This window comes from Tardiphaga sp. 839_C3_N1_4, from assembly GCF_051811045.1.
Classification (GTDB): domain Bacteria; phylum Pseudomonadota; class Alphaproteobacteria; order Rhizobiales; family Xanthobacteraceae; genus Tardiphaga.
In genome coordinates this window covers 2,551,161-2,571,962 of record NZ_JBPWQD010000001.1, presented here as the reverse complement: position 1 = coordinate 2,571,962, position 20,802 = coordinate 2,551,161, and the positions used below count along the sequence as shown (strand labels likewise).

At 60.5% G+C, this 20,802-nt stretch carries 18 protein-coding genes and 1 pseudogene; 14 read left to right on the top strand and 5 right to left on the bottom strand.

Annotated elements, in window-relative coordinates:
• Positions 1-120 precede the first annotated feature (120 nt).
• Complete coding sequence (locus AB8A38_RS12295; RefSeq protein ID WP_439062447.1) at positions 121-990, top strand: ABC transporter substrate-binding protein; 870 nt, start codon at positions 121-123, stop codon at positions 988-990.
• Positions 991-1,020: 30 nt separating this feature from the next.
• Positions 1,021-2,148, top strand: coding sequence for an LLM class flavin-dependent oxidoreductase (locus AB8A38_RS12290; RefSeq protein ID WP_439086166.1), 1,128 nt, complete (start codon positions 1,021-1,023; stop codon positions 2,146-2,148).
• A 277-nt stretch (positions 2,149-2,425) separates the two neighbouring features.
• Here the strand turns inward: AB8A38_RS12290 and AB8A38_RS12285 are convergent, their stop codons facing one another.
• The 3 genes from AB8A38_RS12285 to AB8A38_RS12275 all read right to left on the bottom strand — a co-directional run bounded on the left by AB8A38_RS12285 (position 2,426) and on the right by AB8A38_RS12275 (position 4,274).
• On the bottom strand, positions 2,426-3,316 hold the full coding sequence (locus tag AB8A38_RS12285; protein WP_439086165.1) for an alpha/beta fold hydrolase: 891 nt from the start codon (positions 3,314-3,316) through the stop codon (positions 2,426-2,428).
• Positions 3,317-3,602: 286 nt separating this feature from the next.
• Positions 3,603-3,857: a hypothetical protein gene (locus tag AB8A38_RS12280; protein WP_439062450.1), complete on the bottom strand. Its 255-nt coding sequence runs from the start codon at positions 3,855-3,857 to the stop codon at positions 3,603-3,605.
• Between the two features lie 45 nt (positions 3,858-3,902).
• Positions 3,903-4,274, bottom strand: a complete 372-nt coding sequence (locus AB8A38_RS12275; RefSeq protein WP_439062451.1) for a hypothetical protein — start codon at positions 4,272-4,274, stop codon at positions 3,903-3,905.
• A 167-nt stretch (positions 4,275-4,441) separates the two neighbouring features.
• Between AB8A38_RS12275 and AB8A38_RS12270 the strand changes: the two genes are divergently transcribed.
• The 7 genes and pseudogenes from AB8A38_RS12270 to AB8A38_RS12240 all read left to right on the top strand — a co-directional run bounded on the left by AB8A38_RS12270 (position 4,442) and on the right by AB8A38_RS12240 (position 12,536).
• Positions 4,442-5,989 carry an ABC transporter substrate-binding protein gene (locus AB8A38_RS12270; RefSeq protein ID WP_439086164.1) on the top strand — a complete coding sequence of 516 codons (1,548 nt, stop codon included), beginning with the start codon at positions 4,442-4,444 and terminating at the stop codon, positions 5,987-5,989.
• A gap of 15 nt (positions 5,990-6,004) precedes the next feature.
• The gene (locus tag AB8A38_RS12265) at positions 6,005-7,639 is read left to right on the top strand and encodes an ABC transporter substrate-binding protein (RefSeq protein ID WP_439062453.1); all 1,635 of its coding nucleotides are present in this window, start codon (positions 6,005-6,007) and stop codon (positions 7,637-7,639) included.
• Between the two features lie 10 nt (positions 7,640-7,649).
• Positions 7,650-8,630 carry an ABC transporter permease gene (locus AB8A38_RS12260; protein ID WP_439086163.1) on the top strand — a complete coding sequence of 327 codons (981 nt, stop codon included), beginning with the start codon at positions 7,650-7,652 and terminating at the stop codon, positions 8,628-8,630.
• 2 nt (positions 8,631-8,632) lie between these two features.
• The gene (locus tag AB8A38_RS12255; protein ID WP_439086162.1) at positions 8,633-9,514 is read left to right on the top strand and encodes an ABC transporter permease; all 882 of its coding nucleotides are present in this window, start codon (positions 8,633-8,635) and stop codon (positions 9,512-9,514) included.
• Entirely contained in the window at positions 9,514-10,533 is a 1,020-nt protein-coding gene (locus AB8A38_RS12250) for an ABC transporter ATP-binding protein (protein ID WP_439062456.1), read from the top strand. Before AB8A38_RS12255 ends, AB8A38_RS12250 begins: the two co-directional genes overlap by 1 nt.
• Positions 10,493-11,473: an ABC transporter ATP-binding protein gene (locus tag AB8A38_RS12245; RefSeq protein WP_439062457.1), complete on the top strand. Its 981-nt coding sequence runs from the start codon at positions 10,493-10,495 to the stop codon at positions 11,471-11,473. Before AB8A38_RS12250 ends, AB8A38_RS12245 begins: the two co-directional genes overlap by 41 nt.
• 263 nt (positions 11,474-11,736) lie before the next feature.
• Positions 11,737-12,536: pseudogene (locus tag AB8A38_RS12240) on the top strand (MetQ/NlpA family ABC transporter substrate-binding protein).
• Between the two features lie 74 nt (positions 12,537-12,610).
• On the opposite strand, the gene AB8A38_RS12235 reads toward AB8A38_RS12240, so the two are convergent.
• A complete protein-coding gene (locus AB8A38_RS12235) occupies positions 12,611-13,978 on the bottom strand; it encodes an LLM class flavin-dependent oxidoreductase (RefSeq protein ID WP_439062458.1) in 1,368 nt (455 codons plus the stop codon).
• A 63-nt stretch (positions 13,979-14,041) separates the two neighbouring features.
• Positions 14,042-14,842 (bottom strand): MetQ/NlpA family ABC transporter substrate-binding protein, encoded by an 801-nt coding sequence (locus AB8A38_RS12230; protein ID WP_439062459.1) that lies wholly within the window; start codon positions 14,840-14,842, stop codon positions 14,042-14,044.
• Between the two features lie 347 nt (positions 14,843-15,189).
• On the opposite strand from AB8A38_RS12230, the gene AB8A38_RS12225 reads away from it, so the two are divergent.
• From AB8A38_RS12225 to AB8A38_RS12205, 5 genes are all read left to right on the top strand, one after another.
• The gene (locus AB8A38_RS12225; protein WP_439086161.1) at positions 15,190-15,519 is read left to right on the top strand and encodes a YdhR family protein; all 330 of its coding nucleotides are present in this window, start codon (positions 15,190-15,192) and stop codon (positions 15,517-15,519) included.
• 12 nt (positions 15,520-15,531) lie between these two features.
• Positions 15,532-16,848 carry a hypothetical protein gene (locus AB8A38_RS12220; RefSeq protein WP_439062461.1) on the top strand — a complete coding sequence of 439 codons (1,317 nt, stop codon included), beginning with the start codon at positions 15,532-15,534 and terminating at the stop codon, positions 16,846-16,848.
• A gap of 312 nt (positions 16,849-17,160) precedes the next feature.
• Positions 17,161-18,084, top strand: coding sequence for a sulfurtransferase (locus AB8A38_RS12215; protein WP_439088509.1), 924 nt, complete (start codon positions 17,161-17,163; stop codon positions 18,082-18,084).
• Positions 18,081-19,343 carry a YeeE/YedE family protein gene (locus AB8A38_RS12210; RefSeq protein WP_439086160.1) on the top strand — a complete coding sequence of 421 codons (1,263 nt, stop codon included), beginning with the start codon at positions 18,081-18,083 and terminating at the stop codon, positions 19,341-19,343. Before AB8A38_RS12215 ends, AB8A38_RS12210 begins: the two co-directional genes overlap by 4 nt.
• A gap of 246 nt (positions 19,344-19,589) precedes the next feature.
• Positions 19,590-20,786 (top strand): amino acid ABC transporter substrate-binding protein, encoded by a 1,197-nt coding sequence (locus AB8A38_RS12205; RefSeq protein WP_439086159.1) that lies wholly within the window; start codon positions 19,590-19,592, stop codon positions 20,784-20,786.
• The last annotated feature ends 16 nt before the right edge of the window (positions 20,787-20,802 follow it).

Here is a 20,802-nt window from a genome sequence, read left to right as displayed (position 1 = left end):
ATCAGACGATAGCGCGGAAGCGCCGACACATCGCGAAACCGACGTCCTGGTTATCGGGGCGGGCGGCGCGGGTATGGCGGCTGTAGCGGCCCGCTTTCCCTTCATCATCAGGAGTATGCGATGACCTATGTCGTCGGAGCCCACCCGCAAAACCTCTCGCTGTCGATTCTGGCACGGCGGCCGCAGGCCGTAGCGTCCTTGCGCGAGAAGGGGCTGCAATTCTTCGTCTATGCCGCGGGGGCGCAAACCATTCCGCTGATCAAGGCCGGCGTGCTGCATCTGGCCGGCACCGGCGCCACGCCGCCGATTCTCGCCAAGGCGGAAGGGCTTTCGGCCGCCGTATTCGGGATGTCCGGTTCGCGCCCGGAGCGCGGTGGCTTGCTGGTGCGTGCCGACAGCGGCATTAGCGATCTGCGCGGTCTGATTGGCAAAGGCATCGGGTTGATGCCGATCTCCTGGCATACCCAGTTTGTCGCCACCGAACTCAACGCCGCCGGTCTCGCCTGGCGCGACGTGCGCGCCGCGGAAATCCTGCCGATCACGGCAAAGGACGCCTTCATCGATGGCCTGCTTCCCGCCATCGTCGCGACCGATCCGCTTTATTCGCAGATCGCCAGCCGCGTCGAGACGCGCGTGCTGGCGTCGCCGGGCACGATCTTTTCCAACCGCTCTGTCTACTGGGGCCTCAGCGAACTGGTACAGGATCGCAATGGCCCGGTGCGCTGGCTGCTCGACGCGCTGATCGACTCCGACCGCGCCGTCGCCGCCGATCCGCAGCAAGCCGCAGCGCTGCTCGACGGGCTGAACGGCAACACCGCGGCGCAATGGCTGCCGGCTTTGACGTCGCGCCCTTGGGGTGTCGAGGCGCCGGACGATGCGTTCCTGCACGAGCAGCAGCAGCACGCCGACATATTCACCCGCTTCGGCCTGATCCCGCGCGCGATTGATGTCACCGATACCGTCGATTCCCGCCACTTCGCGATTGCCTGACCGGCCCATCTGCAAACAACGAGGTTCATCATGGAAGTTCTTTGGTATTTGACCGGCCCCGATGGTCGCTATCCCTGGCGGGCGGACGGCGCGCGAAAACTCAGCTACCCGTATTTCCAGCAACTGGCGCGCGCGGTCGACCATCTCGGCTTCACCGGCGCGCTGTTGGCGACAGGCTCGCACGACGCCTGGGTGCAGGGCGCCTCGCTGATCCCCTTCACCGACAACTTCCAGCATCTGGTCGCGGCGCATCCGCCGCTGCTGTCGCCGACACTGCTAGCCAAAATGATCACGACCTTCGATCAGTTCTCGAAAGGTCGGCTTCGCGTCAACATCGTCAATGGCGATGCCAAACTGATGGCGCAGAGCGGCGTGCACCTCAGTCATGACGAACGCTATGCCTACACCGACGAATATCTGACGGTGCTGACCGGGCTGCTGCGCGGCGAGACCGTCAATTTCAAGGGCCGCCACATCCATGTAGTCGATGCCGGGCTACCGCTACCGCCGTATCAGCGCCGCGTGCCACTGTGGTTCGGCGGCTCGTCGCCGGCGGCGCATGAAGTCGCGGCCAAACATATCGACACCTATCTGTCGTGGGGCGAAACGCCCTCGCAGGCCGAGACCAAGATCCGCGAAGTAAAACATCTCGCTGCGCGCCACGGCCGCGCCGACAAGATCAGTTTCGGTATCCGGCTCTACGTCATTGTGCGTGAGACCGAGGCGGAGGCGTGGGCTGCCGCGCAGGATCTGTACGACCACATGGACGATGCCGCGATCGCCGGCGCGCAGGCCTACGTCGCGAATATCGACTCGGTGGGCCAACAGCGGATGTCGGCGCTGCACGGTGGACGTAAGCCAAAGGATCTACGTGAACTGGAAATCGAACCTAATCTCTGGGCCGGCATAGGCCTCGTCAGGCACGGGCCGGGCACCGCGCTGATCGGCAGCGCCGACCAGGTCGTCAAACGCATTCAGGATTATCGCGACGCTGGCATCGAGGTGCTGATCGTCTCCGGGATGCCGCTGCTGGAAGAGGCGTACCGATTTGCTGAACTGGTTCTGCCCCGTCTGCCGGTAGATCGCGTCGCTGATGATGACGGCGTCACCTCGGCCTGGACGAAGGATCGTGACGCCGCCTGGCAGAAAAAGCTTTGACGGCCTTCGACTGAACATATCGAACGTCTTCGCGCGCAGATCTGAACTCCTTGGTGTCCGAGCACGATGCCGCCAACACCAACACGGGTTTAGATTGATTGAGCGCGCGGTCTTGTTTGTGTAATGGCGACACCAGAGATCGCAAGCGGTCCACCGACTATCAATTTGGGGGCTACACGGTCGCCGAGGAACAGCACGCTCGAAATCAGAGCGAATACCGGAGCTGGCCGGGCATGTCACCGTTCGGGATCTGCGCAGCTTGGCTGGAGCCTCACGCTCATGAAGCGGATGTAATTTCGAAAAATGCCCTCAGCTCGGCGACAAGAGCTGCGGGCTGTTCCTCGGGGATATAGTGACCACTATCCCGGATGACGCCGCCTCGAATATTTTCAGCCAAGGGTCGCATAGCTTCGAAAATTCCCGGTGCACTACCGGCATCGCCTCCCAGCGCCAGCACAGGCACAGCTATTTTCTTTTGAAACAAGCCGCGATTGTAATCCATGTCGCGGATGACGGCGCGATAATAACCCAGCATTCCGCGCAGGCCACCCAACGAGCTATAGACGCGAACATATTCGTCGATGTCATCCTTCGAGAAGGTTGCGATCGCGTTTGCGGTCTTCTTGTTGAAGAACCATTCGATGAGAATACGCTCGCGGTCCCGCAAGAGCGCCTCGGGCAGATCGTCGACCATGTTAAAGAGAAAGTGCCAGCTCTTCCAGTAGTCCGGATCAGCGACATCGATGGAAGGCTTCAACGTGACGCCGGGAATGTTGGCGTCGAGATACACGACGCCGTCCAGTTCGCTCGCAAATTCGTGCGCATAAGGATATCCGATCCAGGATCCGATATCGTGCCCGACGAAATAATGGCGTCCAACACCTATGGTCTTGAGGAAGCTGTTGATTCGTTTCGCCGCTGTCGCTGTGTCGTAGCCATCCAGCGGCTTGTCGCTATCGCCCTGGCCCGGAAGGTCGAGCGCGATCACGTCATAGGCATCGGTGAGCAGAGGAATGACGCGCCGCCATGCGTAGACGCTTTGCGGAAAGCCGGCGATCAAAACGACGGTAGGTCCCTTGCCACCGCGGATATAATGAAAACGAATACCGTCCGATTTCGTCAGCTTCTGCTGAAGGGGGCGGCCGGTATGATCCAGATAGACAGCCATTGTTCTGTTCTCTGTCGTTTCGCTTCGGAAAGTAAGTAAAAGCGCTGCGCTTCAGTGGCAATGCCGATTCATGTAACTGGGTCTTTGGCAACACGGTGCGAGATCGCCCTGCGCGCCTTCCACGAATTGCACGCCCGGGATGGTTGTTTGCGCAACCTGCGTTGCCGGACTGACGTCCAATCACATCGCGGGCGCAATTTCATCGTGGCCAACATTGATGCGCATGGCCTCTTTGAGGCTGTCGGAGAAATGGTAATCATATGGATGAATCCTGGAACGCATATGCCTAACTTGATCGCAGTTCCAATTCATCCCCGAAGCGGATACCCAATTTCGATGCCATCGCTTGGGTAATGCAAACGGACCGCTTGAGCGATCTGGCAATCTTCTGAACGGACAAGCCTCGCTCGGCCAATCCCTTTAGCTTGTGTTTCTCCACAGCCGTCCATTCGCGATAGCCTATTTGTCGCATACTGAACGTGATGGCCGAAGTCGGGCCGCGCCGCCGCTGGGTTCGAATATTGTCATTGTCGATGCTCAAGCAGCTGCTCCCAATATTTTCAGGCCGTCGTTTTTCTCCGCGCCTTCAGTCGCTCCTTTGTGTAACGACAAGCATCGACTCTCGGTCAGAGAACAAGATTTTTGAAGTCCAAAGATTGACGATCGAGAGTTCAATCATTCTCCTCGACGCAAGTTCGATGAAGAAAAGCCTGCGCTGAGCAATCTCAAACGCGGGGCAATGGTATTCCCAAGGTGCGAAGCCGAAGATTTCGGCGACGGCTGGTACATCGTCGGCGGCCGTGGATCGCGGCGCATGTTGACCTGCCAAAAGGCGTTCCTGCTTGTGAAAGAGAAAGCTTCTGCTATCGGCCGTGTTGGCGGCGCGATTGTCCTTGGTATCGTGTGCAATTCGAAATTGACGATTGATCGCGGTGGCGTCGATATATCGCGATGTCAAAGAAAACGCCGTTCGTCAGGCAATACATTGCAGATCGATATCAAGCAGGGGGAAGAATGGTTGCCGCTACGCCACAGAATGATCGTCGTTGGATGGCTCTCCCTCGCTTGATCGCCGATAGATCATGTCGCGCAGTAGTCGGTCTGTTTTTCGCAGTTGGTGCGGCGATGCCAGCAGTGAGCTTTGCTCAAACGCCGCAGCCCGGCGGAACGCTAACGGCGATCATTCAACCCGAGCCGGTCATCCTCACGGCCGCCATCAACACCGCCGCGCCGACCGGAACGGTCAGCGGCAATATTTTTGATGGACTTGTCGACTACGACACCAGCCTAAACCCTCAGCCGGCGCTGGCGGAGAGCTGGGAGACTGCGGCGAATGGATTGTCGCTCACCCTTCGCCTGCGCAAGGGCGTGCTCTGGCATGACGGCAAGCCGTTCACGTCGGCGGATGTGAAGTGGACCTTGGAAAATGTCTGGAAGACGATCCATCCGCGCAATCAGGCGACCTTCGCCAAGGTGAAGCAGGTCGATACCCCCGACGACAACACCGTCGTCTTGAGGCTGAGCGAACCTTCCCCCGCGATCCTCAGTTCACTGAACAGCAACGGCGCCCAAGTGCTGCCGAAGCATCTTTACGATGGCACCGATATTCTCAACAATCCGAACAACAACAAGCCGGTCGGCACGGGGCCGTTCGTGTTCAAGGAATGGAAGCGCGGTGAGTACATCGTGCTGGAACGGAATCCGAATTACTGGGCCAAGGGAAAGCCGTATCTCGACAAAGTGATCTACAAGGTCGTTCCGGATGCGGCGGCCCGATCGGCTGGCTTCGAGAAGGGCGAAATCCAGTATGGCTCGCTCAGCCCGGTGCCGCTCAAGGACGCCGAACGGCTCGGCAAGCTGCCCGGCCTCAAGATTGAAACCAGCGGCTATGAATGGCTGTCGCCGTTCCTGTTTCTCGATTTCAATGTCGAACGTGGACCGCTGAAGGATGCACGCGTTCGACATGCGTTGGCACGTGCAACCGATCGCAAGGCGATTTCCAACGTGGTCTGGTACGGCTTTGCCAAGCCCGCGACCAGCCCCGTTCCTTCAACGCTTGCGGCGTTTCACGACGCGAGCGCCGACAAGGATGCGTTCGACGTCAAATCGGCGGATGCGCTATTGGATGAGGCCGGATTCAAGCGCAACGCGGACGGCACCCGCTTCTCCCTGTTCATCGACTACATACCCTATGGCGACGATTTCAAGCGGACCGCGGAATACATCAAACAGGCGTTGAAGCGTGTCGGCGTCGACGTCACGATCAGGACGCAGGATACCGCGGCATTTACCAAGCGGGTCTATGGCGACCGTGACTTCGATCTTTCGATCGCATGGTTTGCAGCGTTTTCCGATCCGCAGATCGGCGTGACCCGCGCTTACTGGTCGGCATCCGTCGGCAAGAACATCCCTTGGACTAATGGCTCCGGCTACAAGAATGCCGAGGTCGATGACATCATCTCGAAGGTCCAGGGCGAGGCCAGCGCCGAGAAACGCATCGCGCTGTTCAAGGACTTTCAGAAGATCGTTCTGACCGACCTGCCGACGCTGCCGCTGGTCGAGCTAAAGTTCTTCACCGTTCAGGCGGCGAATCTCAAGACCTCGGCCATTCGCGGCGATCAGGTTTATGGCAGCTTCCGCGATTTCTGGTTTGACGTTCCGAAGCAGAATTGAGCTGGGGCAATCATCATGAAATTTTTTCGGGCAATCTCTTTCCAAACATCATTGGTCGCACGACTATCGGTCCTGCTGGCTGCCGTGGCGGTCATGCCGGCGACGCCGGCATGCGCAGCCGGCGGTCCGAAGCGCGGTGGAGCGCTGACGGCCATCGTGCAGCCGGAGCCGGTCACCCTGACGCCAGCATTCAATACGGCAACGCCGACGCAGATCGTTGCGGGAAATATCTTCGATGGCCTGGTCTATTACGACCCGGCGCTGAAGCCGCAGCCATCGCTCGCGACGGAGTGGAAAGTTGCGGAGGATGGCCTCACCATCAGTTTCAACCTGCGCAAGGGCGTCAAGTGGCATGATGGCAAACCGTTCTCGTCCGCGGACGTGAAATGGAGCCTGGAGAATGTCTGGAAGACCATCCATCCGCGCAACAAGGCGATATTCGAGAACGTCGCTACGGTCGATACGCCTGACGATAATACGATCATCCTTCATTTGTCGAAGCCGTCGCTGCCAATTCTGAGCGTGCTCAACGCCGTCGGTGCGCCGATTCTGCCGAAGCATCTTTATGAAGGTACCGACATCCTGAACAATGCGTACAACAACAAGCCGGTCGGCACGGGGGCATTCGTCTTCAAGGAGTGGAAGAAGGGCGAATACATTCTGCTGGAACGCAATCCGGATTACTGGGAGCCCGCAAAACCCTATCTCGACAAAGTCATCTTCAGGATCATTCCCGACGCGGCGGCGCGCGCAGCGGCGATCGAGAAGGGTGAGGTGCAATATGCGACATTCAATCCGGTGTCGTTCCGCGAGGTCGAGCGCCTTGCCAAGCTGCCGTCGCTAAAGGTCGATACACGCGGCTATGACTGGCTGTCGCCCGTGCTGTATCTCGATTTCAATGTCGAGAACCAGTATCTCAAGGATGTCCGCGTCCGTCAGGCCATCGCATTTGCTCTGGACAAGGAAGCGCTGGGCAAGGTCGTCTGGTATGGCTACGGCAAGCCTGCTGTCAGCCCGATTCCGACGGCACTGACGGCATTCCACGATGCCAGCGTGCCTAAATATCCGTTCGACCTGAAAAAGGCCGAAGCCTTGCTCGACGAAGCCGGCTTCAAGCGCGGGCCTGATGGGGTGCGGTTCACGCTTAATCATGACTTCCTGCCTTACGGTGACGACTATAAGCGAACCGGCGAATATCTGAAGCAGGCGCTGAAGCGTGTGGGTATCGAGATCAACATCCGCGCCCAGGACACCGCAGCTTTCATTAAACGCGTCTATGCCGACCGCGACTTCGACATTTCGAGCTCCTACAACGGCGCTTTCCCCGATCCGCAAATTGGCGTCGTTCGTGAATACTGGTCGGGCTGGCTTGGCAGCAAGACGCCGTGGACGAACGGGTCGGGCTACCGCAATGCCGAGGTCGATGGTCTGATCCAGGCCGCTGCGGTCGAAGGCAATCCGAAAAAGCGTACTGAAGATTTCAATCGTTTCCAGCAGATTGTTCAACGCGATCTGCCGACTTTGCCACTGCTCGAACTGCGCTTCTTCACATTGCACTCTTCCGCCCTGAAGGACGTCGTCCTGCAGGCGGACCAGTCCTATGGCTCGCTGAAGAATGCATGGTTCGATCAGGCGCCGGCGCAGAATTGAACGCTCGCGCATGATCCCTGTATCGGCCAGATTTCTCGGGCGGCGAGCCCTGCAACTCGTGATCGTGGTGCTGGGCATTGCCATCACCAATTTCTTCCTGCTGCGGCTAGCGCCGGGTGATGCAGCACAAGTGCTGGCAGGTGAGGCTGGCTCGGCAACGCCGGAATATCTGGCCGCGCTGCGCAAGCAGTTCGGGCTCGATCAACCGCTGCCGGTGCAATTCGCCCTATATTTGCGCAACCTTCTGTCGCTCAATCTCGGCTTCTCGTTCCGTCAGGGCTTGCCTGTGCTCGAACTGATCGCCCAGCGGCTCCCGGCAACGCTGTTGCTGATGGGTACGTCGATCACGTTCGCATTGCTGGTCGGTTCGGCGATGGGGATCGCCGCCGCGCGCCGCGCGGGCAGGGCGACCGATACCGTGATCTCCACCATTGCGCTGTTGTTCTATGCGACGCCCGTGTTCTGGACCGGGATCATGCTGATCGTGGTCTTCTCGGTGTGGCTTGACTGGCTACCGGTCGGCGGCATGACCAGCATCGAGCGTGGCTATATCGGCCTGGCCTATCTGAAAGATGTCGCGGCACATCTGGTACTTCCTGCAACCACGCTTGGGCTGTTCTTTCTGGCCGTTTATACGCGGTTGATGCGCGCGGCGATGATTGACGTGCAGCGGCAGGACTTTGTCAGGACTGCCGTCGCCAAGGGCCTTCGTCCGGGGCGGATCGCCTATCGTCATGTTGTACGAAACGCGTTGCTGCCTGTTCTCACCATGCTCGGCGTGCAGGTCGGGGCCGTGCTCGGCGGCGCTGTGCTGGTTGAAACCGTGTTTTCGTGGCCCGGGCTGGGTCGGCTCGCTTTCGAAGCGCTGTTTCAGCGCGACCTCAACCTGCTTCTCGGCATACTGCTGTGCAGTTCGGTCGTGGTGGTCTTGGCCAATGCGGCGATCGACTTCCTGTACACTGTGTTCGACCCGCGCATCGAGCTCAGCTGACCATGGCCCTCGTCGATATCGTTGCGCATATCCCGCCGGCGCGCATCGCGCAGGATAACGCGTTCTTCCGGACGGCAAGACAGCCGTCGGCGGTTGTGGGCGTATTGTTGCTTGGGTTCGTCGTGGCCATGGCACTGCTTGCCCATCAGATTTTCCCTGGCGATCCCCTGGATTTTGCCGGTCAGCCATTCCTGCGTCCCGGCCAGGATCCCAGCTTTCCGCTCGGCACCGATATGCTGGGGCGCGATCTGGCGTCGGGGATATTTCACGGTGCGCGCATCTCGCTTCTGATCGGCGCGGTGGCGACCGCCATGTCACTGGTGATTGGGGTCGGTGTCGGCGCCTTCGCAGGATATTACGGCGGCAAGATCGATGCGTCGCTGATGCGGCTGACGGAGTTCTTCCAGACGATTCCGCCGTTTCTGTTCGCGCTGACCATCGTCGCCATCCTGCAGCCCTCCATCGCGACCATCGTCGGAGCGATCGGCGTCACAGCGTGGCCGAGCCTGGCACGGCTGGTGCGCGCCGAATTCCTTAAACTGCGTCACGGCGACATGGTGCAGGCGGAGATCGCGCTCGGTGCGTCCGACATGCGCATTATCTTCCGCCATCTGCTGCCCAACACGCTGGCGCCGATCATCGTCTCGGCATCGGTCATGGTCGCGACGGCCATCCTGACCGAATCCAGTCTGGCGTTTCTCGGTCTCGGCGATCCGAACGTGGTGAGTTGGGGTGGCATGGTCGGCGCCGGGCGCGAAGTGCTGCGGTCGGATTGGTACATCGCAACACTGCCGGGGGTGGCGATCGTCGTTGCGGTGCTCGCGCTCAATCTGCTGGGGGATGGCCTCAATGACGCCGTCGACCCGAAACAGGAGCGTCGGTGATGGGCGAGCCAGTGCTGTCGGTCGATGGGCTGAATGTCAGGTTCGACCGCAAGGGCGGCGCGCTGACCGCCGTGGACAGTCTCAGCTTCGACATCTCTGCGGGAGAGACGCTGGCCATCGTGGGCGAATCCGGCTGCGGAAAGTCGCTCACCGCTCTTGCCTTGCTCGGCCTCGTGGCGGCGCCCGGCCGCATCGAGGGCCGCTCTGTGAAGCTGCAGGGGCGCGACATTCTTGGCCTTGAAGGCGAGGCGCTGCGCCGGCTGCGTGGCAACCGGATCGCGATGATCTTCCAGGAACCGATGACGGCGCTCAATCCGGTGCTGACCATCGGCGAGCAGATCATCGAGGCCATCACGGCACATGAGGACATTTCGCACCAGAAGGCCTGGGGTCGCACAGTCTCATTGCTTGATCGGGTACGGATTTCCGATCCACGTCGCCGCGTGAACGATTATCCGCATCATCTCTCCGGCGGCATGCGACAGCGGGTCATGATCGCCATCGCTCTCGCCTGCAATCCGGCGCTGCTGGTGGCCGACGAGCCGACCACGGCGCTCGACGTCACCATTCAATCGCAGATCCTGGAGTTGCTGGATCAGATCAAACGCGAGTCCGGCGCCGCCATTCTGTTGATCACGCACGATCTCGGTGTTGTCTCGGAATATTCCGATCGCGTGCTGGTGATGTATGCGGGCCGCAAGGTCGAGGAGCGCACTACCCGTGATCTTCTGAAGTCGCCGCTGCATCCCTATACGCGCGGATTGATCGCAGCGCGGCCGGGGCGCCATCACGTCAACGGCCTTCGTACCCGACTGAGCGAAATCCCGGGCATGGTGCCTTCGCTGGCCGAGATGCCGCATGGATGCGGCTTTGCCGCGCGATGCTCGTTTGTGGTCGACGCCTGCCGGATCGCGCGGCCGCCGCTGATACCCGTTGGCGCAGATGGCGCCGTAGCCTGTCTGAGAATTGAGGAAGCCCGTGCATCAGAACACGCAGCCGCTCGTTGCGACGCATATTGAGCCACTGCTCACGGTGAACGATCTCGTCGTGCGCTTTGCTTCTTCGCGCGGAACCGTGCAGGCGGTTGACGGCGTCTCGTTGTCGATCAAGCCCGGTGAAACGCTTGGTCTCGTCGGTGAATCCGGCTGTGGGAAATCCACGCTCGGCCGGGCGATTGCGCGGCTGGTCGAGCCGCAAAGCGGCAGCGTTCGGCTGGGCGGCGTCGATCTGACGCGCCTGACACGGAGCGGCATGCGGCCCTATAGACGCGATATCCAGGTCGTATTCCAGGATCCGCTGGCCTCGCTCGATCCGCATTGTACTGTCGGAATGCTGATCGGTGAACCGCTCAGGATTCATGGCATCGGCGATCGGCGGCAGCGCCGTGACCGGATCGCCGATCTGCTTTCAAAAGTGGGACTTTCCGCGGATTCCGCCGACCGTTATCCGCATCAGTTCTCGGGTGGACAGCGGCAACGGATCGGCATTGCCCGCGCGCTGGCGCTTGATCCACGACTAATCATCCTGGATGAACCGGTGTCTGCGCTCGATGTGTCCGTGCAGGCTCAGATCCTGAACCTGCTGGTCGATCTGCAGTCCAAACTCGGCGTGGCGTATCTCTTCATCAGCCACGACCTGTCCGTGGTTGAATATGTCAGTGATCGCGTCGCGGTGATGTATCTCGGGCGTATCGTGGAGACATCGACCCGGGAGAAATTGTGGTCAAGCCCCGCGCATCCCTACACGCGAGCGCTGTTTGACTCGATCCCGCGCATCGATACCGGCGGTCTCGGTCGGCGGCGGCATATGGTGCAGGGCGATCTGCCGAGTGCCTATAATCCGCCAGAAGGATGCCACTTCCATACCAGGTGTCCGCGCGCAGAAGAGTTATGTGCTGTGGAAAGTCCAGTCCTTCGCACCGTGGCAGACAGCCACGTAGCGGCGTGTCATTTCGCTTGAATGCGCGGGCGCGCCACCGTCGGTGCTGTTAGTGCGATCCTGGCGCTGGGCGGTTGCCTGCCACCGTGTTTGTGCTGCCTCTTCCCTTGATCGCAGCAAAGTCTCTTCCAAACCGGGCTAACAAAAGAATTCCGTCAGCTCGGGAGAAATTCATAATCATTGGCGTGGCGGCGCAGCGAAAGTTGCCCGCCGCCGTCATCGTCATCTCGCACACTTACATAAGGGACTCGTCAATGAAATCGGCTCACGTATTGCGGCTGGCCATGGTCGCTCGCACCGGCGGGGTGGCCGCATTCCTGTTCGCCACTATTGCAGCAGGTCTACCTGTCGCAAATGCACAAGAGCCAACGACCATTCGCGTGGGTGTCACGGCTGGCCCACATGCGGAAGTGCTCGACGCCGTCAAGAAGGTGGCCGCGGAGCGCGGGCTCGACATCAAGGTCGTTGAATTCACGGATTATGTGTTTCCGAACCAGGCCCTGGCCAACAAGGATCTTGAGGCCAATTCGTTCAGCACGAGCCTTATCTGAAGAACCAGATCTCCAAGACCGGCTGGAAGCTCGTGAAGGTTGCCTACACCACGGTTTCTCCGATGGGCTTCTACGCGAAGAAGTACAAGAGCGTTGCCGATGTCCCAAATGGTGCGACGGTTGCGATTCCCAACGACCCGACCAATGGCGCGCGTTCGCTGCAGATTTTGGCAGCGAATGGCGTGATCAAGTTGCGAGACCCCACCAGCGTCACCGCGGGGATCGTCGATATCGCGGAGAATCCCAAAAAGCTGAAATTTGTCGAGCTCGATGCTGCGCAGCTGTCGCGGTCGCTGGCAGATGTCGATGTGGCGGCGATCAACAACAACTATGCCGTCCAGGCTGGCCTCGATCCCGTGCGCGACAGCCTGATCAAGGAGCCGCTGGAAAGTCCGTGGGTCAATATTATCGCCGTGCGGGAAGAGGACAAAGGCAAGCCATGGGTGGCGAAGCTGGTCGATGCCTATCACTCAGAACCGGTGAAACAGTTCATCCTGACGCGATTCAAGGGCGCTTATCTGCCGTCGTGGTGATGGAGGTCTGGAGCCGCCACGCCAGCGTGGCGGCTTCGCGACAATTTGTTCAGGTGCGACAGGCCTGCTGGCCCTCAGCGGCGAAACTGCGCGCCGGGGTGCGTGCCATGAAGCAGGGCGCCTCGACCCGGAAACAGCTTCTCGCGTAACGTCCCCGCGCCGTATTCGGTCTTGTACAGCCCGCGTGACTGCAACTCCGGCATCACGAGATCGACGAATGCCTCGAGCGATTCCGGAGCCACCAGACGGACGAGATTGAAGCCATCGATATCGGTCTGCTCGGCCCAGTCGGCGAGCTCGTCCGCGACGTCCTGCGGCGAGCCAACGACGAAGGGGGCTCGCGCACCGATCGCGCTTAGGCTGGCGAGATCGCCGACGCGCAGCGGCGTTTCGCTGCGCAGCGTGAGGTTCTCGACCATCGATTGGATCGCGTTGCTCTTGACATATTGCAGCGCCTGATCCGGGCTGTAGGTCGAGAAATCGATGCCGGTCCAGCCCGAGAGCAGCGCGAGCTGCCCTTGCTGGTCGACATAGCGGCTGTATTCCGCATGAAGATCGTTCGCCTCCGCGCGGGTTGGCGCAACGATCACGGTCAGACCGGCGAACAGCCGGATGTCGTAGGGATCGCGGCCAAAGTCTTTTGTGGCCGTCCGGATGTCGCGCACGGCCTTGGCGAGGATCGGCTTGGTCTGGCCGTTCAGGAAGATAGCTTCAGCATGCTTGGCGGCGAAGGCGCGCCCGCGCTTCGAGGCGCCAGCCTGATACAGCAATGGCGTGCGTTGCGGGGAGGGCTCGGAGAGGTGAATGCCATCGACGCGGTAATGCGGGCCGTCGTGGCGGATGGTGTGAACCTTCGTTGGATCGGTGAACGTGCCGGTGGCACGATCGCGACGCACGGCGTCCTGCTCCCAGCTGCCCTCCCATAATTTGTAGGCCGCCGTGAGGAAGTCTTCGGCGACATCATAACGGTCGTCATGGGCACGACCGGCCGCAAAGCCCATGCCGCGCGCCCCGCTGTCGAGATAGCCGGTGACGATATTCCAGCCGATCCGGCCGCGGGTCAGGTGGTCTAGCGTCGAAAATCGCCGCGCGAATTGGTAGGGATGCTCCAGCGACATATTGGACGTGATGCCGAAGCCGAGGTGCTTGGTGACCAGCGCCATGGCCGAGACCAGAAGCGTGGGGTCCGCATTCGGCAATTGCACGCCGTGCGACACGGCTGTGTCTGGACTATCACCGAACACGTCATAGACACCGAACACGTCAGCCAGAAAGATGCCGTCGAACAACCCGCGTTCGGCGATCCGCGCGTAGTCGATCCAGTAATCCAGATTGTTGTAATCGATGGATGCATCGCGCGGATGAGACCAGAGCCCGGCCCAGTTATGGCTCGGCGCGGTCATGTTGAAGGCATTGAAGCGAAGCGGTCGGCGGGTGGTCATGGGATTCCTGGTTGGGAGGCAAGCGAGGCGCGGACTTAAACGTTGCGCCTCGCGGGATCAACACTAGCTGTCGAAACCGGCCGGAACAAAGGCTGGCAATTTCTCCTCGATATAGCGCTTGACCTCCGGCGACCTGAAGACTTTGATGAAGGCGGCCAACCGTGGATCGTCCTTCTTGTCCGTTCGCGCCGTGAAGCGCAGCACCAGCCCGTCATCGATGGTCTTGTCGATGATGAGCGCGGACTTCGGATCGCCGCCAGCAGGGATCAGATAGGTGATGTTGACCAGCCCGAGCGTGACATCGTCCAATGACCGGTAGGTCTGTGCCGGGTCCAGTTCGACGATTTTCAGATTTTTTGGATTCTCAACGATATCGAACTTGCTGACCGCAAAGCCCTTGCCCGGCGCGAGTTTGAGCAGGCCGGCGCGCTCGAGCAGGATCAGGCCACGCGCGCCGTTCAACGGCTCATTGGGAATGGCAACGCTGTCGCCGGACTTGATCTCGCTCAGGCTCTTCACTTTTTTCGAGAACAGGCCGACCGGGGCGATGACGCCGACCTTATCGACCTGAGCCAGCGTGAAGCCGCGCTGCTTGTTCTGAATCGCAAGATAGGTGCTGTGCTGAAACAGGTTCGCGTCGGTATCGCCGCTCTGGACGGACTCGTTGATGACAATCCAGTCGGTCAGTTCCACCACCTTGACGTCAAGGCCCTTATCCTTGGCCAGCGATGCGGCGAAGGAGACCAACTGGCCGACCGGTCCGGCGCTCGTCGCGATCTTGAGTGGCTGATCCGCGGATGCCGCGCCGGTCAGGGCAGCCAGAAGACCCGCTGCTCGTGCGATCCGTAGTAATGGCTTGATCATATTGCTCGCTCCTCGTTGATGGCGCTCGAAGTCTAGGCGAGCGCTATCCCGAAATAACGAGACGGATATTGGTTTGTTGATGCGTGTGAGAGACGAAGTGTAGCGCGCAACCCGCTGACGGAGATCAAAGCGGCCGGCGGAGAATAAGTGCGCCGCTCGGGCGAAGTTCGTGGATGAGTTTTTCGCACCTAAATCCGCTCTATCTCACAAATGGCGAAGAGGCGAAAACTTCAAGTGATACGCGATCCATCGAACAATATTGCCGAGCATGCGAGCAATATGAGTGCATTGTCTACGCCGGTTGTGATCTCATTCCTCCGTTGCCTCTCAACATGGAGATCATCGACATGGCCATCATTCTTCAGGTGAACTACACGCCCAGCGCTCAGCAGGATCAGCAATCCGACGCCGCGCGCATCGAGTCGGCCGAGAACATTGCCAAAAACGTGGCTGGCCTGCAGTGGAAGGTCTGGATTTCGAACACGACCGAAAAGCTGCGTGGCGGCATCTATCTGTTCGACGACCTCGACAGCGCCAAGGCGTGGGGCGAGGGCAATCTGCGCGAGCGACTGGCTGCTGGTGGTGGAACCAACATCTCCATCACCTATTTCGAAGCCAACGAGAAGCTCAGCGCCATCACGCGTGCGGCATTCTCGAAATCCGCCATCGCTGCCTGATCTGAGTTTCACATGACATCGCCAGACCGTTCCGCCGCCTTGAATGGTCTGGCGAATTTTCCGCTGCTCGATGCGCTGTTCGGACGACGCTCCCGCCGTTTCGGCGTCGGCATGTCGATTCCGGACGGGCCTCTTGCCTATACATCGAAGCTGCCGCCGCAGCCGTTGAGCGAAATCGAGCGCGCCGTGCTGATCGCCGTAGGCGTCGGCATCAGCGGCTGGAATCTGGGTATTCCCCATACCGAGGTGGGTGAGCCCGATACAGGCTGTAATTACACTGTGAGGCCGATCGGACGCACCTTTCCCAGCGGCGCGGCCACGCACGGCTCCGAGATCCTCATCAACGACGACAGCGGCGCCTATATCACCCGGTTTCGCGACCTCGATGCGTCCGCCATCCAAGAATATGCCGGCGTCGATGATCTGGCACGCCTAGCCGAATGGCTGCGGCCGCATATCATCAAGCTCAGCGATCGTCGCATCGAGTTTCCGCCGGAATATCCGTATGTCGCCTCACATAACCGATGGGTTGCCAACAAGCCCGGCAGCACGCTGATCATTCCGATCAGCGATCAGGTGGAATCCACGTTCAACCAACTCTGGATTCGAACCGGCGAGGGTGCGGTTGTGACCGATCCGAAATCCGGCCGGGTGCTCGGTAACCCCGCCGACCTGATCGACGCGGGCATATTGCGGCGCGACCGTTCGGTGCCGTTGTCTGTGATCGAGGGCAATTCCAGAACCAGCACGACGGCCGAATTGTCCATTGCCGCGTACAACGTCCACCTCGTGATGCAGGCAATGGGACTCGGCGGCTGGTTGTTTTCAGGCATCAACACGCAAGCGATCCTCGGCGCTTTCGCGCCCAAGGGTATCGATGGTTACGGCTTCCGTTTCGATCGCCGCGACGGCTGGGTGCAGCCCAACCCGATCGGCCTCGATGGTTTCTTTGAGCCGCTGATCCCGCCTTATGTGCCGGACATGCATGTGGCAGCACAGCGCTTTGCCGAGCGTAAATTCGGCCCGCGCGGCAACCACAATCCGCAGCGCCCGGGTCCCTATCTCGACAATGGCGGCGTCAAGTCCCGGACCGATGCCTATAGTCCCGCCTTCGTACGCTATCTCGGAACGCTGGCGCAGGACATCTACGATACCTACGGAAAATTCCCCGGTACCCAGCCGAGTGTCGGCGTCGCGGCCTATACCCAGGCGCACCATATCGACCTTGGATTCTACGATACGCACTACAAGGACGGTGCCTATCTGCAGACCCATGCCGATCACCAGCGCGTGTGGCATGGCGTCGATAAGACCCCCGACGATAAGTAGTTCTGACCGTTCCATCGCCGTACGCGTGATTGCGAGCGCAGCGAAGAACCGTCCGCGCTGTCACCGCTTGCAGCGACCTGCGACAGGTTGCCACGACTGGAAGGACATTCCGGGTGAATGAGCTCGCACATTCGATCCATTCGGCGATTCCGACATTTGCGAGAAGGCCATTTTTGGCTGCGTCAGACGGTCAATTGACGCGCTGCTGGTGCAGTGAGGAGATGCATTCGGGAAATTTGTCGGCCGGGGGCGACGTTCGGCAACTGATATTCAGCCCTGTGCTCTGCCCATTGATGGAGAATGATTGTGAAACTGAAATCGATTATCGCAACCACGCTGGCCGTGGGCCTTGGCGCCGTCGCACTGGCGACAGCGTCATTCGCGCAAGGCAGCAGCCCGCTGGTCAACGGTGAATGGCTCGAGAAGAATCTGAACGATCCGAAGGTTCGCGTCGTCGAAGTTAGCGTCGAGCCGGGCATCTATGAGCGCGGCCATATCCCCGGCGCCCAGAATGTGGTGTGGCACACGGACCTCGTCGATACGGTGACCCGTGACATCGCCTCAAAGGAGAAGTTCCAGGAACTGACGCGCAAGCTGGGCGTCGATCAGGACACCACCGTCGTTCTCTACGGTGACAACAACAACTGGTTCGCGGCCTGGGGTGCCTGGGTGTTCGATGTCTATGGCGTCAAGAACGTCAAGCTGCTCGATGGCGGCCGCAAGAAGTGGGAAGCCGACAAGCGTCCGCTGGATACGCGCAATGCATCGGTACAGCCGGGCAAGCTGACGGTCTCCGAGCCGAACCAGAAGCTGCGTGCGCGCCTGGCCGATATTCGCGCGGCATCCGACAGCAAGAATGCTGCAATTGTCGATATCCGCTCTGCCGATGAGTATTCCGGCAAGATCTTTGCGCCGCCCGGTTCGCAGGAATTGACGGTGCGGGCCGGCCACGTCCCCGGCGCGCTTAACGTGCCATGGGGCCGCGCGGTCAGCGAAGACGGCACCTTCAAATCCGCCGATGAGCTGAAAAAGCTGTATGCCTCCGCTGGCATCGACGGATCGAAGCCGATCATCGTCTATTGCCGGATCGGCGAGCGATCGAGCCACACCTGGTTCCTGCTCTCGAAGATCCTTGGCTATGACGTCAAGAACTATGACGGCTCGTGGACCGAATATGGCAATTCGGTCGGCGTCCCCGTAGTCAACCTTGCGGGTACGGTCTGGAGCGGCAAGTGACCGACGGCACATCCGTGGAAACCCTCACAGGGTCTTCACGTCGTGACGAACAGGCGCCGGGTATCGACCCGGCGCCTGCTGCGTTTGCAGACCGCAAGGTCTCCGTCACAGTCGCTCTTGCTATCGTGCTGGCAATCGGCGTCTCCGCCTATGTGCTGCACGGGCAGGGCAGTCCGGCACTCGCCATCTCGCTGCTGTTCGGCGCGGCGTTCGGCATCGTGCTGCAACGCGCGAGGTTCTGCTTCTTCTGCATGTTTCGCGAATGGCTCGATGATCGCGCACCGCAGGGCGTGCTGGGTCTCATCGTGGCGCTCGCCGTCGGCCTGATCGGCACGACGCTGGTGTTCGGTGCATGGTTGCCGGATGCCGGCACCGGGCGGCTGCCGCCGGATGCGTTCATCGGGCCTGTCAGCTTCGCGCTCGTGGCTGCCGGAATCGCGTTCGGCGCGGGTATGGCGATTTCCGGTTCCTGCGTCAGCGCGCATCTCTATCGGCTCAGCGAGGGATCGCCCACAGCGCCATTCGCACTCATCGGCACAATTATCGGCTTCGTGCTGGGCTTTGTCAGCTGGAACACCGTCTATCTTGCCGCCGTTGCAGATGCGCCGGTGGTGTGGCTGCCGCGGACGCTTGGCTATGCCGGGCATCTTCTGGTCGCGGGCCTAGTGCTCGGCCTGATCGCCTATGCCGTGACGCGATCGACTCCGCAGAAACCGGCCGAGCATGCGCGCGCACGCGACCGGGTGACCGCGATCTTTGTTGATCGCTGGCCGGCATGGATTGGCGGCGCCATCATCGGTGTGCTCGCGACCATGTCGTATCTGCGCGTCGCGCCACTCGGGGTCACGGCCGAACTCGGCAGCCGCGCACGGCAGCTTGCAGGCGCATTGGAACTTGTACCCACGCGCCTGCAAGGCCTCGATAGTCTGCGCGGCTGTATTGCCGTCGTCCGCGACGCGCTGCTGTCGCCGAACGGCGCGTTCGTGCTGGGACTGGTCGCCGCATCGCTGGCCGCGGCACTGGTGGCCGGGCAGTTCAAGCCGCAACGTCCGCGGATCGACCACGTCCTGCGCGGTCTTACGGGTGGCGTTTTGCTGGGATGTGGCGCGATGACCGGCCTCGGCTGCACCGTCGGCACCCTGTTCTCCGGCATCACCGCCGGTGCGTTGTCGGGCTGGGTGTTCGGCGCGTCGCTGTTCACCGGCATGGCGGTCACGCTCTGGAGCGGTCGCCGGCTCGGCCTGTTGCCGCGCGGTTGATGCCGGTGAAGCCCGGATACCGGCGTGCCGCGATGCCTGATCGGCGGCATTCGAAAATGGTGAGAGCGCATTGCGTGCATGCTATGATTACTCAACTGTAGTCGAAATCCATTGAGATTCCATCTCGCGTGAGATCATCGAAAGCGGCGCGGTCGTTGTTGAAAGTAGGAATTTCTTATTCCGCGCAGCACATTGACATCTCATTTGCGCTCGGAGACATGCCGCGGAACTCATAAGGAGATGATCATGAAGTTGGGACATTCGCTGCTGGCCGCCGCGGCGGCCATTGTGTTGCAGGCGGGCATCGCAAGCGCGCAAGATTCCCTGCGCATTGGCGCGCCGCTTCCGCTGACGGGTGCGTTGGCTCCGGAAGGCGCAAAACTGAAGCAGGGCTATGAGCTCTGGCAGGAGAAGGTCAACGCGGCCGGCGGCATCAAGGCGGGCGAGAAGAAGCTGAAGATCGAACTGGTCTATTACGATTATCAGTCGACGACGCCCAAGGCGGTCCAGCTCGCCGAGAAGCTGATTACCGACGACAAGGTCGATTTCCTGTTTTCACCGTTCGGCTCCGGTGCGGCAAAGGCCGTGAGCGCGGTGGCCGAGAAAGCGGGCGTACCTCTGCTGGCATCGAGTGCGTCGTCGGCCGAGGTGTTTGATCAGGGGTACAAGAACCTGTTCGGCCTCTATACCGACAACAGCACGCTGAGCGAACCGATCGCGGATCTCATCAAGGCGAAGCTGCCGAACGTGAAGCGTATCGCGATTCTGGCGCGCAACGATCTCTATCCGTTGTCGTTGGCCAATGAATTCGAGAAAAGCGCCAAGAAGCGCGGCTTCGAGGTCGTGTTCTTCGAGAAATATCCGATCGGCACGCTGGATCATTCTTCTGCGTTGACGCAGTTACGTGCCGCCAAGCCCGATTGGGTGGTGGTGACCGGCTACATCAACGACCTCATTCTGGCCCGCAAGCAGGCCGGAGAACTGAAGGTCGGCGGGCAGGCTTACACGCTGATCAATGGCCCGGCCTACAAGGAGTGGATCGATGCTGTGGGCCCGCTGTCGGAGAATGTCACGACCGCGAGCTGGTTTCATCCGATACTGAATTACAAGAGCGAAGACGTGTTCGGCTCGACGCAGAATTTCGTTGCGCAATTCAAGACCAAATATGGTGCCGAGCCAGATTTCACCCAGGCGTCAGGCGCGGCGGTCGGTGTCATTCTGCAGCTGGCCGTCGAACGCGCCGGCTCGAAGGATCGCAATGCTGTCCGCGAGCAACTCGCGAAGGGCGGCTTCAAGACCTTCTTTGCACTGATCTCGTTCGGCCCGACGGGTATCGCCAACTCCTACATCCCGCCAGTCTATCAGATCCAGCAGGGCAAGGTGCAGGTGGTCTATCCCGCCGACATCGCCACCAGCGATTTCCGGGCGACCCCGGGAAATTGATCTTCTGACGCTTGCG